Origin of the sequence: Neisseria arctica, from assembly GCF_022870905.1 — a bacterium.
Taxonomy (GTDB): domain Bacteria; phylum Pseudomonadota; class Gammaproteobacteria; order Burkholderiales; family Neisseriaceae; genus Neisseria; species Neisseria arctica.
Window position 1 is genome coordinate 701,391 of sequence record NZ_CP091510.1, and the last position, 15,418, is coordinate 716,808.

At 48.2% G+C, this 15,418-nt stretch carries 13 protein-coding genes; 9 read left to right on the forward strand and 4 right to left on the reverse strand.

What is annotated here, in order from left to right:
* Positions 1-326 precede the first annotated feature (326 nt).
* Positions 327-884 carry a DUF2062 domain-containing protein gene (locus LVJ86_RS03155; RefSeq protein ID WP_047761153.1) on the reverse strand — a complete coding sequence of 186 codons (558 nt, stop codon included), beginning with the start codon at positions 882-884 and terminating at the stop codon, positions 327-329.
* Positions 885-1,172: 288 nt separating this feature from the next.
* Positions 1,173-1,862: an energy-coupling factor ABC transporter permease gene (locus tag LVJ86_RS03160; RefSeq protein WP_047761154.1), complete on the reverse strand. Its 690-nt coding sequence runs from the start codon at positions 1,860-1,862 to the stop codon at positions 1,173-1,175.
* A 267-nt stretch (positions 1,863-2,129) separates the two neighbouring features.
* Between LVJ86_RS03160 and LVJ86_RS03165 the strand changes: the two genes are divergently transcribed.
* Positions 2,130-5,339 (forward strand): DNA translocase FtsK, encoded by a 3,210-nt coding sequence (locus LVJ86_RS03165; RefSeq protein ID WP_047761155.1) that lies wholly within the window; start codon positions 2,130-2,132, stop codon positions 5,337-5,339.
* A gap of 204 nt (positions 5,340-5,543) precedes the next feature.
* On the opposite strand, the gene recB is transcribed toward LVJ86_RS03165, so the two are convergent.
* The gene (gene recB / locus LVJ86_RS03170; RefSeq protein WP_047761156.1) at positions 5,544-9,188 is read right to left on the reverse strand and encodes an exodeoxyribonuclease V subunit beta; all 3,645 of its coding nucleotides are present in this window, start codon (positions 9,186-9,188) and stop codon (positions 5,544-5,546) included.
* 302 nt (positions 9,189-9,490) lie between these two features.
* Between recB and LVJ86_RS03175 the strand changes: the two genes are divergently transcribed.
* The 3 genes from LVJ86_RS03175 to LVJ86_RS03185 are packed head-to-tail and all read left to right on the forward strand — an operon-like array spanning position 9,491 to position 11,216.
* Positions 9,491-10,168, forward strand: a complete 678-nt coding sequence (locus LVJ86_RS03175) for a CsgG/HfaB family protein (protein ID WP_047761157.1) — start codon at positions 9,491-9,493, stop codon at positions 10,166-10,168.
* 32 nt (positions 10,169-10,200) lie between these two features.
* Complete coding sequence (locus LVJ86_RS03180) at positions 10,201-10,557, forward strand: DUF4810 domain-containing protein (RefSeq protein WP_047761158.1); 357 nt, start codon at positions 10,201-10,203, stop codon at positions 10,555-10,557.
* 5 nt (positions 10,558-10,562) lie between these two features.
* Positions 10,563-11,216, forward strand: a complete 654-nt coding sequence (locus LVJ86_RS03185) for a DUF799 domain-containing protein (RefSeq protein ID WP_414629259.1) — start codon at positions 10,563-10,565, stop codon at positions 11,214-11,216.
* 102 nt (positions 11,217-11,318) lie between these two features.
* Here LVJ86_RS03185 and LVJ86_RS03190 read toward each other — a convergent pair whose 3' ends face one another.
* Positions 11,319-11,963, reverse strand: a complete 645-nt coding sequence (locus tag LVJ86_RS03190) for a DedA family protein (protein ID WP_047761160.1) — start codon at positions 11,961-11,963, stop codon at positions 11,319-11,321.
* A 198-nt stretch (positions 11,964-12,161) separates the two neighbouring features.
* Here LVJ86_RS03190 and hda point away from each other — a divergent pair, with 198 nt between their 5' ends.
* The 5 genes from hda (at position 12,162) to LVJ86_RS03215 (ending at position 15,314) form a co-directional block, all read left to right on the forward strand.
* Positions 12,162-12,830: a DnaA regulatory inactivator Hda gene (hda, locus tag LVJ86_RS03195; RefSeq protein ID WP_047761186.1), complete on the forward strand. Its 669-nt coding sequence runs from the start codon at positions 12,162-12,164 to the stop codon at positions 12,828-12,830.
* A complete protein-coding gene (locus tag LVJ86_RS03200; protein ID WP_047761161.1) occupies positions 12,827-13,495 on the forward strand; it encodes a histidinol-phosphatase in 669 nt (222 codons plus the stop codon). Before hda ends, LVJ86_RS03200 begins: the two co-directional genes overlap by 4 nt.
* 12 nt (positions 13,496-13,507) lie before the next feature.
* A complete protein-coding gene (cutA, locus tag LVJ86_RS03205; protein ID WP_047761162.1) occupies positions 13,508-13,831 on the forward strand; it encodes a divalent-cation tolerance protein CutA in 324 nt (107 codons plus the stop codon).
* A 108-nt stretch (positions 13,832-13,939) separates the two neighbouring features.
* Positions 13,940-14,323, forward strand: a complete 384-nt coding sequence (gene panD, locus LVJ86_RS03210; protein ID WP_047761163.1) for an aspartate 1-decarboxylase — start codon at positions 13,940-13,942, stop codon at positions 14,321-14,323.
* A 124-nt stretch (positions 14,324-14,447) separates the two neighbouring features.
* Positions 14,448-15,314, forward strand: a complete 867-nt coding sequence (locus LVJ86_RS03215; protein WP_047761164.1) for an ATP-binding protein — start codon at positions 14,448-14,450, stop codon at positions 15,312-15,314.
* The last annotated feature ends 104 nt before the right edge of the window (positions 15,315-15,418 follow it).

Consider the following 15,418-nt stretch of genomic DNA (forward strand, 5'->3'; position numbering starts at 1 on the left):
AAAGTGTTTGTTTATAGCTTTTTGTGTGTTGGGTGTCAATAATCGCTGCGTAAAACCTGCTATTGATTTTTTTATGAAATTTGGCATTTTAGAGGAAGGTTGCGAGCGCAGCCGGAGAATGATTTTGGTATGTAATCTTTTATTTTAGCGAGTGTCGGCCGTATTATTTTTTTGTTTTACCCATATGAAGTTTGCTTGAAGACGGGGAACCGATGAATATGCTTGCGACATGGCATATATACAACAAGGCCGTCTGAAATTTCAGACGGCCTTGTTGTATTTTAAATTAATAAATATAGTGACTAATTTGTATATGTTTTAAATATTTATCGGTTTGCGGGAGTATTTTTTGCGGAAAGGCGTTGGCGCCGTTTTTCCTGTTTTCGGCGAACGTTGCTGCGCCAGATAAGCTGTACCAAAATATAACCGCAAACGGCAAATGTAATACCCATTACTAATACGCCGACGGTTAAAGGTTTTCCGAATTGCAGCGCCCAACGCCCGGCATCGGCCCAAAAACCGGGCTCTCCTAATGCCGGCATGACCAAATCTCCGGCAGGAGTATGGCCTGTTAAGAGTAAACCGCCGAGTTTGTATGCGGCAACATATAGAGGGATAAGGGTAAGAGGGTTGGTATAGAGCGTAGAGAAGAGAGCTACGGGCAGATTGGTGCGGGTGAAATAGGCAATGAGCAGGGCAAACGCAAATTGCGTGGGAGCCGGAAGCATACCGCAAAAAAGCCCGATAGCTACCGACAGAGCAACTTTGTCGCGCTTGAACGACCAATATTCGGGCTTGTCGAAAAGCGGTGCGAGAGGTTTGAAAAATCGGGAAGCAAAGATTTTTTCACGGGTAGGGAGTTTGTGTTTCCAACGTTCGATCATGTGTGTTGCTTCGATTATTATGGTTGGTCAGGCGGCTTCAAACGGAGCGGTAAAATAAGTTGCGCTATTGTTATCCGGCCGGGCATGATGCCGTTGCATTGGTACATCAGCTTAATTCGTTATTGTAATTAAATTTTGCAGCTAATTGTATTTAAATTCTTTGAAATTGAATTAATTTTGATGTTTTGCTGAAAATTTCCGAAAAAATATAAGTATTTTTGAAACAGGAGGCTAAGATTGCCGTCTGAAAAATTCAGACGGCATAACGGCGGATGTGCAATATTGTTATCAGGGTTTCCAGATTTCGCGTTTGGGTTGCAGGTAACGGGCATCATCGTAGGTAATCAATAGTTGGGGTGCAAGCGCGACAAAGATTGCCGTAAAAATACCGCTGAGAAAACCTTCCCCCCAGGTAAGCAGGAAAAATACCGGAAACGCGTTTCCCCATAATACCGCCGGTTCGTATGCCCCTGTAAATTGAAGGCAGAGCAGTAATACTATGCCGGTAAGTATCATGCTGGCGGCTGCCGTAAAAAAACCATTGACGAATATGTAGATAAAAATATGCGGCGGCAGACGGCGGCTGAAACGACGGACACTCAAATTCAGTAAAATGGAAGGCAGCAGTAAGGCCAACGTATTGATACCGATGACGCTTAGATTTTCCACGCCGTGCAGCAGCCAAGTGTAAGGAATCAAAAGTAGGGTGCCTAACCAAAGTGCAGCAGGGGCGCCCAGCATCAGTACTACCAAGCTGATGCCAAGCAGATGATAAGTCATTCCGGCCAAATGGCCTTCACCCAGTTCGACGTGAAGCCCCCATAAGATGCTTAATGCGACCGCAGCGGCAGCAAAGGCCGGCAGCCGTTTGTGAACGGCTGATAAGGCCGGTTTGGCGGTTTTAATCAAGATAAGCAATAACAAAATATTGGCGCCGACAAGTATTGTGTGGGGGAACCAAGAGGCAAGGAAATTCATGGCGCTAAAGTTTGAAGATTTTAGGGCGAACTATTGCATTATACGCGTGCAGATGCAGCTGTGAAGGTAAAAAGTTCGGGGGAAGGCTTGATACAGTACGATTTGATTCGGAGGGCGGTTTCAGATGGCGGAAAGCGGTTCTGTTCATATCAAAAACACGTTAAAATAACGCATTTGTCTGAAGAGTGCTTCAATGGCTTGGCCTGTTGTCCGGATGGGCGGCAGCATTGGGGATTTCTGATTTCTTAATTCGGGACTGCCGTATTTATGTTGTGGATTTTTTTATTGATTATCTTGGTCGGTGCGATTGCCTGTGTACTTTGGGTCCGTCATCGCCAAGAGCAGGAATGGATGCGCGAGCTGACTTATCTGAGCCGCCATGAAAACGGAGAAAAAAACAGTGGGGCGGCGGAAATGAAACCTGCCAAAGAAATCCGCGGTGCCGACCCTAATCTGCAAAATATCCGTCAAAGCCACAAGGCCGCGGAAGAGGCAAGGCAGGTGTATGAAAAAACGGTTGCCAAGCTACGCGAGCTTTCTCCAAAGCACAGTCGCAAGTTGGATGCTATTTCCGGTAGAAATATGCCGTCTGAAAACGACAATCTTGATGACTTGCCGATTTTTGCCGCATTGCCGAAAACAGAAGAATTTGCCGAAGTTGATGATAACAACAGCGTGCCTAAGCCGGTAAATCCGGAGCAGTCGGAAGCAGCAGAAGCATCCGTTCATCAGTTAAAAGCAGAGCCTCTGGAAGCAGCCCGTGAAGATAACGGCAATGACCGTGCGCATGATATTCCCATGTTCGGCGCCGTATTGGAACCTATGGTGAAACCGGCAGAAGCCGTAAGGAGCGGTAAGGCGATGGCGCCGGCGCCGTATCTGACTTTTGAAGAAAGTGAATACCGCCCGGTAAAAAAAGTTGATGCGGACCTTCCCGTTATTACTTTGGAAGAAGCGACCCGCAGCCTGCATGAGACACCTTTGGCCGATTTAATCAAATCTCCCGAGGAAGAAACGGTAGCGACAGTAAAAACACCGCCGCCCGCGGATTTGGAAGTAGTCGATATCAATTGGCATTTTAAGCCGGCTTTGGAAATGGAGGGCATACAAACGCCCAAGCCGCCGGTAGAGCTGAAAACCATCAGCCCGGACGATCCCGCGTTGGTACGTACGAGAAACCGCACTTTGGCGGAAGTTCAGAAAATCAGCCATGATGTCCCGAAAACAGAAGCGCGCCCCGCAGCTATTGGCGATGCTTCTGCCGCGCCCAAGATTATCGGTGAAGACGATATCCGCAGTAATCTGTTGCGCCAGCGTTTGGCGCGCCGTCGCCAGGTTTCAGCCGAAAGCCCGGTACAGGAGGTTATACCTAATGTGATTCCTGAGGGAGAGATTCTGGCTAACTTGGCTAAAACGGATTCGCCGGTAAACCGCCAGCGTATCCGCCGGGTAAGTACGGCTATGCGCGAGAGCGTAATTCCCGAGGCGGCCCGGGTGGAGCAAAGTCATGCGATCCGGCTCCAAACGCCTAAAGCCACGGCTCCGATTTCGACCCGCTTTACGCCTTATACGGCGGCGGTGATTCCTGCTCCGACGGCTACGGTGGTAGAGCCTCCCCCCGTTCCTGAAATAGAAATGCCTGCAATCGATATTCCGCCGCCACCTGTATTTCAGGAAGCGGAAATATATCCCCATGTAGCGGATGAGGTTGAAATATTGCCGGAACCGGCACCCGTAACGGCGAGCGCGCATATCAGCGATACTCCCCGTTGGTCGATTACCGATCGTTTGATTAGCGAATCGGCTGCCGTATTTACCGAGCATGTGCCGCAACGCAGCCCGCTGGCGGAGGTTTTGGGCGAAGAAACATTTGAACCAGAGGCGGAAGAAGGGCAATGCGGTACTTCTCCGGCGCCTATGCAGCAAGCCCAAACCCAAACCCAAACCCAAACGGCAAATCCGGCAGTGCATATGCCGTCTGAAAACCGTTTGCCTTCTGTAGATTTGCTTTTGCCACCGCAATACGATCCGAGTGCCGCCCAAACGGAAGAGGCCTTATTGGAAAACAGCATTACGATTGAAGAAAAGCTGGCTGAGTTTAAAGTTAAAGTCAAAGTGATGGATGCTTATGCCGGGCCGGTGATTACCCGCTATGAAATCGAGCCTGATGTCGGCGTGCGCGGTAATGCGGTATTGAATTTGGAAAAAGATTTGGCCCGCTCGCTGAGTGTCGCTTCTATCCGAGTAGTGGAAACCATACCGGGTAAAAGCTGTATGGGCTTGGAGTTGCCGAATCCGAAACGGCAGATGATACGCTTGAGCGAGATTTTTAATGCCCCTGCATTCCAAGATTCCAAATCTAAGCTGACCTTGGCTTTAGGGCAGGATATTACCGGTGAACCGGTAGTAACCGATTTGGCCAAGGCCCCCCACCTTTTGGTAGCAGGCACGACCGGTTCGGGTAAGTCGGTAGGTGTGAATGCAATGATTCTTTCCATGCTCTTCAAGGCAACGCCCGAAGAAGTCCGCATGATTATGATCGATCCGAAAATGCTCGAATTGAGTATTTACGAAGGTATCCCGCATTTGCTCGCACCCGTGGTAACCGATATGAAACTGGCGGCAAACGCACTTAATTGGTGTGTGAACGAAATGGAAAAACGTTACCGCCTGATGAGCCATATGGGTGTGCGCAATTTGGCAGGCTTCAACCAAAAAGTAGCCGAAGCCGCCGCACGCGGTGAAAAGTTGGCAAACCCGTTCTCACTGACGCCCGCTGATCCGGAACCTTTGGAAAAATTACCGTTTATTGTGGTTGTGGTAGACGAATTTGCCGATTTGATGATGACGGCAGGTAAGAAAATCGAAGAGCTGATTGCGCGGTTGGCGCAAAAAGCCCGCGCAGCGGGTATCCATTTGATTTTGGCTACCCAACGCCCGAGTGTGGATGTGATTACCGGTTTGATTAAGGCCAATATTCCGACCCGTATCGCATTCCAAGTATCGAGTAAGGTGGATAGCCGTACCATTTTGGATCAAATGGGTGCGGAAAACCTTCTCGGCCAAGGCGATATGTTGTTTTTACCGCCCGGAACGGGTTATCCGCAGCGTGTGCACGGTGCATTCGCATCTGATGAAGAAGTGCATAAAGTGGTCGAATATTTGAAACAGTTTGGCGAACCCAATTATGTAGATGATATTCTGACTGCCGGTGTCGGCAGTGATGATATGTTCAGCAATGCCAACAGCGGGCGTAATAATGATGGCGAACTTGATCCGATGTATGACGAAGCGGTTGCCTGCGTATTGAAAACACGCAAGGCGAGCATTTCATCTGTACAGCGTCAATTGCGCATCGGGTATAACCGTGCGGCACGTTTGATTGATCAGATGGAGGCGGACGGTATCGTATCGGCACCGGAAACCAACGGTAACCGTACGGTATTGGCACCGCCGAATAATGAAAGCTTGGATTAATGCCGCTTGGTATAAATAATAAAAGGCCGTCTGAAAGTTTCAGACGGCCTTTTATTTTGGTAGGCAGCTGTTTTTTATTATTTAATCGGTAACCGCACGCGCGGACGTATTGATTTTCAAATGATCGGTGGTATTCCGAAAGCACGGTCACATTTAGCCCGCCGGATTTAGCTCGGATCAAATATATATTGATGGAATATGAAATCAAAGCCAGGGCGCAAGATCGGCCGTATCGATATCCCAAGACCATACGCCGTTGCCGTTATTGTTCAGGCCGCGTAAAAACAGATAGCGGACAGCAACCGTTTGCAGCGGGCGGCCGCGTTGTTTGAAATAACGCGCAGTGGCAATGGCGTAAATGAGGGCTTGAAGATAATAGTGGTGCTCGGCCATGGCGGTATCCATATTCTCTGCGCTGTAATCATTGCTGCTATTGCCTAAGTGATTGGATTTGTAGTCGATAATGCAGACATGGCCGTCTGAATCCTGATAGACCATATCGATAAAGCCGTTCAAAAAACCTTTTACGTCGCTGAAGTCGAGTAGTGCGGCGGCATCAATGCACACCTGCGGCAAACGTATGTGGTCTTGGGCCAACCATGTTCGGATATGCGGTAGTTTGAAATCCTCCATGTGCAATACAAACCCCATTTCGGGCAAACGCTGTTTGGTTGGTATATCGGCCAAGGCGTATTTCCCCGTGAGCTGTGTTCGGCGGGTATGTTCGAGCATGGACGCAATAGAAGAATACCAATACTCCGCATCAAAGCTGTGTTTGGCTAACGTGGTGCGGATCAATTCAGTTTGTTCGACGGCGGAAAGATTGAAATTAAATTTCTCAAGTAGTTCATGCAGGCAGATACCGGCAGCCGCACCGCGTGGGAAATCGAAGATGCTGTCGGCTTCGGCAGTATCGGTGCCGGATACGGGCAGGTTGGACAAGCCTGCTTCGGCGGGGTCGAGCGTGGGTTGCAGTTCGCTGTATTCGTAGTCGTGGGCGGGGGTGGTTCTGCTTAAGCCGGTAAAGCTGGTATGTCGGATAAATTCGAATATGCGTTCAGGCAGAATATGTGCCTGATAGTTGCCTTGTGTGCTGTTGTTTGCGTGGTAAACGGCGGGAGGCGGGATATCGTTGCATAAGGCAATACCGCTATCGGGGTGTTTTTGCACAAAGCTTTGCCAATTCCGATAAAACATCTGCATTTCTCCGGCGGCTTTGTTGCTTTTTCTTTCGGCCATATATGCAGCGGCCGTGTCTTCACGGCTTGTTTGCGGCGTACCTTCCAATAAATAGGCAAAAGTATTATCGGGCGTATTGTTGCAATAGCCTGCATAGATGGTTAGCTGTTCCGCAGCACGGGTAAGGGCTACATATAAAAGACGCAGGTTTTCCGAGGCGGTTTCATCGGCTAATTGTTGTTCGTTGCTGCTGTCGAGCTGGTGTTTGGCCAGTAATTCGGTGCCGCCGGAGGGCGTGTGTAAAACCTGCCAATCATCCGGAGTGTTTTTAGCCGCATCCCAAATAAAAGGGCAGAACACCAGCGGATACTCCAATCCTTTTGAGGCATGGATGGTGACGATTTTGACCAGTGCTTCGTCGCTTTCCAAACGTAGGATGTTGCTTTTGGCAGATTTACCGCTATGTGCGCTTTGAATTTGTGCCTGAAGCCATTGGAGCAGTGCAGCGGGCGTGTGGCTTTGTTCGTCTTCTTCGGCCAGTTTTTCCAGAAGCTGATGATAATTAGTAAGGCTGCGTTCGTTACCGGAGGCAAGCAGATGGGTTTCTATACCGTGGCGGGAGGAAAAAGCCTGCATGGCGGCGTAAAAACCGTGTTGTTGCCATTGTTGTGCGGCCGTTTCGGCCGAATGTATCCACTCGGATAATTCGGCTTCGCTTTGGTTTAGGGTGTGTAGGTCGGCAGCAGTAAAACCGAAAAGGACGCTGCTCAATACAAATCTTAAAAGCTCGGTACGTTGGGGTTGAAGCCAAAAGGAGATCAGAGCCGCAAGGGCAGCGGCCTCTTCGGCTGCAAATACCGAATCGTGGTAGATTAATACGCTCTGAACGTTTCGGGCTTTGAGCGCTCCGGCTATCATATGCCCTTCGTTGTGGGTGCGTACGAGCACGGCGATATGGCCGGATTGCAGCGGCTCTCCTTGAAAGTTCAGACGGCCTGTTTCGGCTTGGTTTAGGATACCGGCGATTTCATCGGCACAATAATCGGCCGCCCTGCGGCGTAGGACTTCTTTACTGACGGCTTCGGTTTCATTGCCGTGCAGCCAGCGGATGCGGATGACATTTTGCGGCGGATCCAGCCTGCTTTCGTTACGTTGCGCGCGGACCTCTGCAAAATCAAGGTCTTCGAGTACAAACGGGCGTTGCTTTTGGTTAAACAATGCACTGATGCCGTCTACCAAGGCCGTGTGGCTTCGATAGTTTATATCGAGCGTATAGTGATATTCGGCATCTTTGGCTGCCTGCAGATAGGCATAAATATCGGCACCGCGAAAGCTGTAAATAGCCTGTTTGGGGTCGCCCACCAAAAATAGAGGGTTGCCGTGCCGGATAAAAATATCACGGAAGATGCCGTATTGTAGTGGGTCGGTATCTTGGAATTCGTCTATCAGGGCTACTTGCCAGTTCTCTGCTACCGTTTTTGCAAAGGTATGTCCAAGAGGGCTTTCGTTGAGAGCATTGTGGACATCAATCAGCAGATCATCAAAGTCGCGTTCCCGGTTGGATTTTTTGTATTCGGCCTGTGCCTGGTTAAGGTAAACCAGCATATCTATTTGCAAGGCGGTGAGAACGGCCGTTGCGGCTTCTTCGTGCGCTGTTTTCAGACGGCCTAGTTCGGCCAATATATGCAGTTGCTTAAATGCTTCGTGGTTGGCAGTTTGGCCTTTCTTTAGCTTACTTTGTAGTATTTCGGCATCCAGATCAGCCAATTTGCCTTTGGAATCTCCGGGAATCAGACCGTTATCAGCCGCATATTGCAATTCGGCGAACAGTTCTTTAAATGTGCTTTCACGGTAGCTGTTACCGTTTAGCGTAGGACGGACATTCCAGAAAATACGGATAAGTTCGGGCAGTCGGTTGCGGACATCCTGCCAGCAGGTGTGTAATTCCGCTTCAATTTTATCTAAGTCGGCATTGGGCCGTCTGAAATTCAGATGGGGGCGGTTGAGAAACCGGCGCAATGATGCCAGCATGTTTTGCGGAGTATATTTGTGTTCATATACCAAACGTGCCAAGGTGGGATTGTTCGCAATACGGGTGCGCCAAAAATCTTGGGCGGGTAGAAGTAGGCGCTCGTCGTTTTGCTCGGTAAGCTCGGTATCGAAGGGTACTTGGCATAGAAAAGCGTAATCGCGCAAAAGCCGTTGGCAGAAACCGTGTATGGTGAAAATGGCCGCACTGTCGAAATCGGCAATGGCGGCTTTCAAACGGATAACCAGCCGAGGCAGGTTTTCTTTTTTCAAAGCTTCGGCAAGCAGCTTGAATATAAAATCATCGGGAGCCTCTTCTTGCCGGCGGTATTGCCGGTAGAGGGTGTGCAGTGCTTGATAGTCGGTATCGTGACGGATCAGTTCGATGCCGGGGGTTAATGTTTCCAATACTTCTAATGCGTCTTCCAACCGTGCGCGCAGGCGGGTTTTCAGTTCGGCGGTGGCAGCTTTTGTGAAGGTAACGACTAAGATTCTTTCCACAGCCATTTTTTCAAGCACAATCAGGCGGGTAAAAAGGGCTGCTATGCCGTAGGTTTTACCAGTGCCCGCAGAGGCTTCGATCAGGTTGGTTCTTTCGATGGGAATAGTCAGTGCGTTGAAGGGTTGGGTTTGGAACATCATATGAAAAAATCAATATAGTGGCTGGCAGAATTATATAGATAATCGGTTTTCAATACTGTTATGTATCGAATTATTTTTTAGAAAGCATGGTTATGAGCGGCTGCATTGGCTGAAGCTGAAAATTAATTTGTAGAATATTGGGCTTTAATTCAATTCCGGACAATCATGATGATTTGTCTGTTTTGGCACATACCGCATATAATAAAAAGTTGAATCTCAAAAAAATAGTTTTTCAGGCCGTCTGAAAAGTATAGGCGATTCAGATGGCCGGATACTCAATATAATGATAGAAAGGTATAAAAATGAAGCAGTTTTGTGTAAAAACCTTACTCCTTACCACAGTATTTGCATTGGGTGCATGTGCCACCGAATCTTCGCGCGTATTGGAAACCGCGCAAGTGGCAGGTGCGGCTACCGCGGCACAATATCAAGGTGTGCGCAGCCCGATTGCGGTAGGTAAGTTCGACAACCGTTCAAGCTTCCAGCAAGGTGTGTTTTCAGACGGCGCAGACCGTTTGGGTAATCAGGCAAAAACCATTTTGGTAACCCATTTGCAGCAAAGCGGCCGCTTTAATGTGCTTGACCGCAGTAATATGGCGGAAATCAAAGCGGAAGCCGGTATCCGGGGGCAGACACAAGCGTTGAAAGGCGCGCAATATGTGGTAACCGGTGATGTAACTGAGTTTGGCCGTAAGGAAGTGGGCGATCACCAATTGTTTGGCATCTTAGGCCGCGGTAAAACCCAAGTGGCTTATGCTAAAGTGAATTTGAATGTCGTGAACGTTTCCACCTCGGAAGTCGTGTATTCGGCTCAAGGAGCAGGGGAGTTCGCGCTTTCCAACCGTGAGATTATCGGTTTCGGCGGTACGGCCAGCTATGACTCTACTTTAAGCGGTAAAGTGTTGGATTTGGCCGTTCGTGAGGCAGTAAATAAATTGGTAGCCGGTATCGATAGCGGTATGTGGCAGCCGGCGAAGTAAGCATCTGACGGAGATCAAGGGAGATAGGGAAAATGAAAAAAATACTCTTGCTGCCGCTGGCTGCGATGCTGGCTGCGTGCGGTACGTCGCAACAGACTCTATATCACTGGGAAAAATACCCCGATACCGTTTATCAAGGTATGCAGGGGAAAAAATCCCCTGATCAGCAAGTGGTTGAATTAGAAAAGTATTTAGAGCAGGCTAAATCTAAAAACAAGGCGGTTGCTCCCGGCGTATATGCCCAGTTGGGTATGCTATATGTAGAAATGGGGCGAGGCGAGCTGGCTGCAAAGGCATTTAACGAAGAAAAGGTAAGATTTCCCGAGTCGGCGCAATTTATGGATTTTCTATTGAAAAACAAATCAGCCAACCAAGGAGCCGGTAAATGAATACGTTGCGTATATGTGCAGCGGCTTTAGCTGCAGCTTTATTGGCGGGCTGTGCGAGCCAAGCCGTGCCTCATGACTATAGTGCCTTTAAAGCCAGTAATCCGCGTTCTATTTTAGTATTGCCGCCGGTAAACGAATCGCCCGATGTTAATGCGGTGAACGGCTTTTTGTCGCAAACCACTTTACCTTTAGCCGAAGCTGGCTATTATGTGTTTCCCGTGGCGGTAGTGCAGCAAACTTTCCGACAAAACGGTTTGGATCATTCTGCGGATATTCACGCTGTTCAGCTCAGTAAGTTGCATGAAATTTTCGGAGCGGATGCAGTGCTTTATCTTAAGGTGAAACAATACGGTACCAGCTATAAAGTATTGGTAAGCGATACCCGTGTAACTGCTGATGCAATATTGGTCGATGCTCGCAGCGGCCAAGAGTTGTGGCGCGGAGAGGCAACTGCTTCCAGTACGGAAAATCAGAGTCAGCAAGGATTACTGGTTATGTTGGTACAGGCAGCAGTTCAGCAGATTGCCAGCAATATTGGTGATAAAAGCTATGAAATCGCCGGAATGACCGCACAGCGTTTACTCAATGCAGGCGGCTCGAAAGGTATTTTATATGGACCGCGCTCGCCTTTTCATTGGAATCAGAAGCAAGAGAAGTAAATAGCCTTCTATTAATCAAGCTAATAAAAAAGCCGCTTGCCTATAGCCTATAGGTAAGCGGCTTTTTTTAAGTTGGTTGTGCGTATTTGTTTGGGCTGGCTTCTATTCGTTGGTTTGACCTGAGCGACGGGCCCGGATAATTTCGATAATGCCTGGCAATATGGAAATAACGATGATCGCGGCCAATACCAAACTAAGGTTGTTTTTGACGATCGGTAGATTTGCGAAAAAATACCCAGCGTATGAAAAAGAGGCTACCCATAAAACCGCGCCGATAACGTTATAGTGCAGAAAGCGGCCGTAATGCATATCACTCATGCCTGCAACGAAGGGGGCGAATGTGCGTACAATCGGTACGAATCGGGCGATAATGATAGTCTTGCCGCCGTGTTTTTCATAAAAACGGTGGGTTTTTTCCAGATAACTGCGGCGGAAAATTTTGGAATCGGGATTGGCAAACAATTTGGCGCCGAAATACTTGCCGATCATGAAATTAACCGCATCGCCTACAATAGCGGCAATCAGCAGCAGCAGTACCATCACATGAATGTTCATACCGCCCACAGCAGCAATACCGCCTGCCGCAAACAATAATGAATCTCCGGGCAGGAAAGGAGTAACCACCAAGCCGGTTTCACAGAAAATAATTAAAAACAAAATGGCATAAATCCATAGCCCGTACTCTGCCGACAATGCAGCCAGATGTTGGTCGATATGGAGAATAAAATCAATAATGGTACTGATCACGGTGTTCTTTCAGATATAAATATGAAATATTTGTTGTAAAGCCCCAAGCAGGCTTTCAGACGGCATAGCTTGTATAAAAGTTCATCATTTTAAGCGAAAAAAGTAGTCGCGCCAAATCAGCCGCCTATACGGCGCAGCTTGCCGCTGAACGTTGAAACAACGTACAATCAGATGTTTTCCAGTCTACCGGTTAGCCTTGTGAACCAGCTGATTTTTGATTTTTCCGCCGATGCTTATCCGGCATTTGATAAGTTTTTGGGTACCGCCAATGCAGAGCTTGTGCATGTGCTGCAACAGCAGCACGGCCAGTTTATTTATGTTTGGGGTCAGCCGGGGTCGGGGAAAAGCCATTTGTTGCAGGCATGGATAGTACAGGCTTTGGCGGCAGGTTACCGTGCCGCTTATATTGATGCGGCCGGTATGCCGCTTACCGAAGAAGCATTTGATGCCGATTATCTCGCCATCGACCAAGCGGATAAGCTCGGTGATGAAGAGCAGGCTTTATTATTCAGCATATTCAACCGATTCCGTAACAGCGGTAAGGGCTTCTTGCTGCTTTCCGCAGATGCGCCGCCGCAACGGCTGATGATTCGGGAAGACTTACGCACACGCATGGGTTATTGCTTGGTATATGAAGTCAAACCGTTGACTGATGAGGAAAAAATCAATGCTTTGATGAGCATGGCGGCGGCGCGTCAGATTACCGTGGAGCCTGAAATTTTCGAATACCTGCTGAACCATTGGCGCCGAGATATGGACAGTCTAATGCAGATGCTTGATACGCTCGACAGCTACGCGGTTACATTGGGTAAACGTATTACTCTGCCGTTGTTGCGCCAACTTTTAAAACAACAGGAAGCCGAATGAAAAACCTCGCCATTTTCGATCTCGACAACACATTAATCAACATTGATTCCGATAACACCTGGCCGCAATACCTGATGAAAAAGGGCGTAGTGGATGCAGAGTTTGTGCGTATCAAAAACGATAAATTTTATCAAGACTACAAAAATGGCTGTCTCGATATAGATGAATTTTTAAAATTTCAGTTAGAGCCGTTAAGCCGCTTCGATATGGAAGAATTGGCGCAAATGCACCGTGAGTTTACACAGGAGTTTATCCTGCCGCATATTAGCCCGATGGCAAAAATGCTGGTACAAAGCCACCGCGACGCAGGCGATGAATTGTTAGTCATTTCTTCGACTAATGAATTTATCATTACCCCGATTTGCCATTTGTTCGGCATTGAAAATATTATCGGTACGCAGCTTGAAGTCGGTACGGACGGCCGCTATACCGGCGCATATATCGGTACGCCCAGTTTGAAAGAGGGTAAAATCACGCGCTTAAACGAATGGCTTGCCAAGCGCGGCGAAAGCTTCTCCAGCTACGGAAAAATCTATTTTTACAGTGATTCAAAAAATGATTTACCGCTGCTGCGTATTGTTTCTGATCCGGTAGCTGTGAATCCGGACGAGGAACTGCAAAAAGAGGCAATGGCCAACGGTTGGCCGGTTTTAAACTTCATGTAAGGTATCCAGCCTGTGGCACATTTCAAACCGGTTATTATCACCACCACCGCTCCGAATCTCGATGAAGCGCGCCGGATAGGTGCGGCTTTATTGGAAAAAGGTTTGGCGGCGTGTGTTCAATATGAAAGCATCACCAGCCATTACTGTTGGCAGGGAGAAGCGGTTTGCGAAGATGAAATCCGCATTACTATTAAATCTGCCCGCTGCCATTATAAAAAGGTAGAAAAAACTATTTTGCGTTTGCACAGCTATGAGTGCCCGCAGGTTCTGATGCAGCCTGTGCATAGAGGGTTTACTCCATATCTGGTATGGGCAAAAGCGGCTTTGGGTTTATAATACAGGCCGTTTGAAAGCGTGTATAATCCGGCAGTATAGATTTCAGACGGCCTCAGATGCCGTCTGAATGCTTTAAAAGATTGAATTTGATTTAGCAGAAAGAAAACCATGTTCCGTACCATGTTAGGCGGCAAAATTCATCGTGCAACCGTTACGGAAGCCGATTTGAATTATGTCGGAAGCATTACGATAGACCAAGACCTGCTTGATGCCGCAGGCATTTGTGTGAATGAAAAAGTACAAATCGTCAATAACAACAACGGAGCCCGCCTCGAAACCTATACCATTCCCGGCGAGCGCGGTAGCGGTGTTATTTGCTTAAACGGTGCCGCCGCGCGTTTGGTTCAGAAAGGCGATATCGTGATCATCATGTCGTATGTGTTGATGAGCAACGAAGAAGCGCAAAAACACGAACCGAAAGTGGTATTGGTGAACGAGCACAACAAAATCCGCGGTATTATTCATTACGAACCGCCGCATACGGTGTTGTAGAAAAGGGTTCCTTAAAGGCCGTTTGAAAATGATGTTTCAGACGGCCTTTTCTTGTTTATATCTGTTGCACACTGCATAATCGTTGGCTGTATATTCAAGTGATGCCGTCTGAAAAGGAATATGTATGAAACCCGCTAAATTTTTCAAACTCGCCGCTTCGGTGTTGAAGCGGCTCGATGCTTTGTTGCCCCCCGAAACTGCTGAACCGGATTGGCAGGCATTGGCTTTTCGCTGGCAAACGGTGGGTAGGAGCGGTATTTTGGAAAGTTTGCCGCAGCCGCATACCTTCCCTTTGAGCCGCTTGGCTGCGGTGGATAATCAAATACAGCGGTTGGTACGTAATACCGAACAGTTTCTTGAAGGCCGGCCGGCTAATAATGTATTGATGACCGGTGCACGCGGTACGGGTAAATCTTCACTGGTTAAAGCTTTGCTGCACGAATACGCAGGGCGGGGGTTACGATTGATTGAGGTGGATAAAACCGATTTGGTAAGTTTGCCCGCCTTATTGCCGATATTATCGAAGCGGCCTGAGAAATTTATTGTTTTTTGTGATGATTTATCATTTGAAAGCGGTGAAGATACTTATAAAGCTTTGAAAACCGCATTAGACGGTGGCTTGTCGCAACGTTGTGTCAATGTTTTGGTTTATGCCACTTCCAATCGACGCCATTTGATGCCGGAATATATGGATGAAAATACTGCCGTAACCGGTATTCGCGGGGAAGTGCATCCGAAAGAGGCGGTAGAAGAAAAAGTATCTCTTTCCGACCGTTTCGGTTTGTGGTTGAGTTTTTATCCGTTTGATCAGAATGATTATTTACAGGCTGTTGCCAATTGGTTGGATGAGTTCGGTTTGCCGCTGGACGATACCGCCCGCCAAGCTGCTTTGAATTGGTCGTTGATGCGCGGCAGCCGCTCGGGGCGGACGGCTTGGCAGTTTGCCTGCGATTGGGCAGGACGTTTGCCGCAGCAGCGGGTGTTGGATTAATTATTCAGACGGCCTGTTGAGATAATCGTTAAGCAGGCAGATAAGGCGGCAGGGTTAGTATGAATATGGTACAATCGACGCCGATTTGAATAATTTGGGGAAGC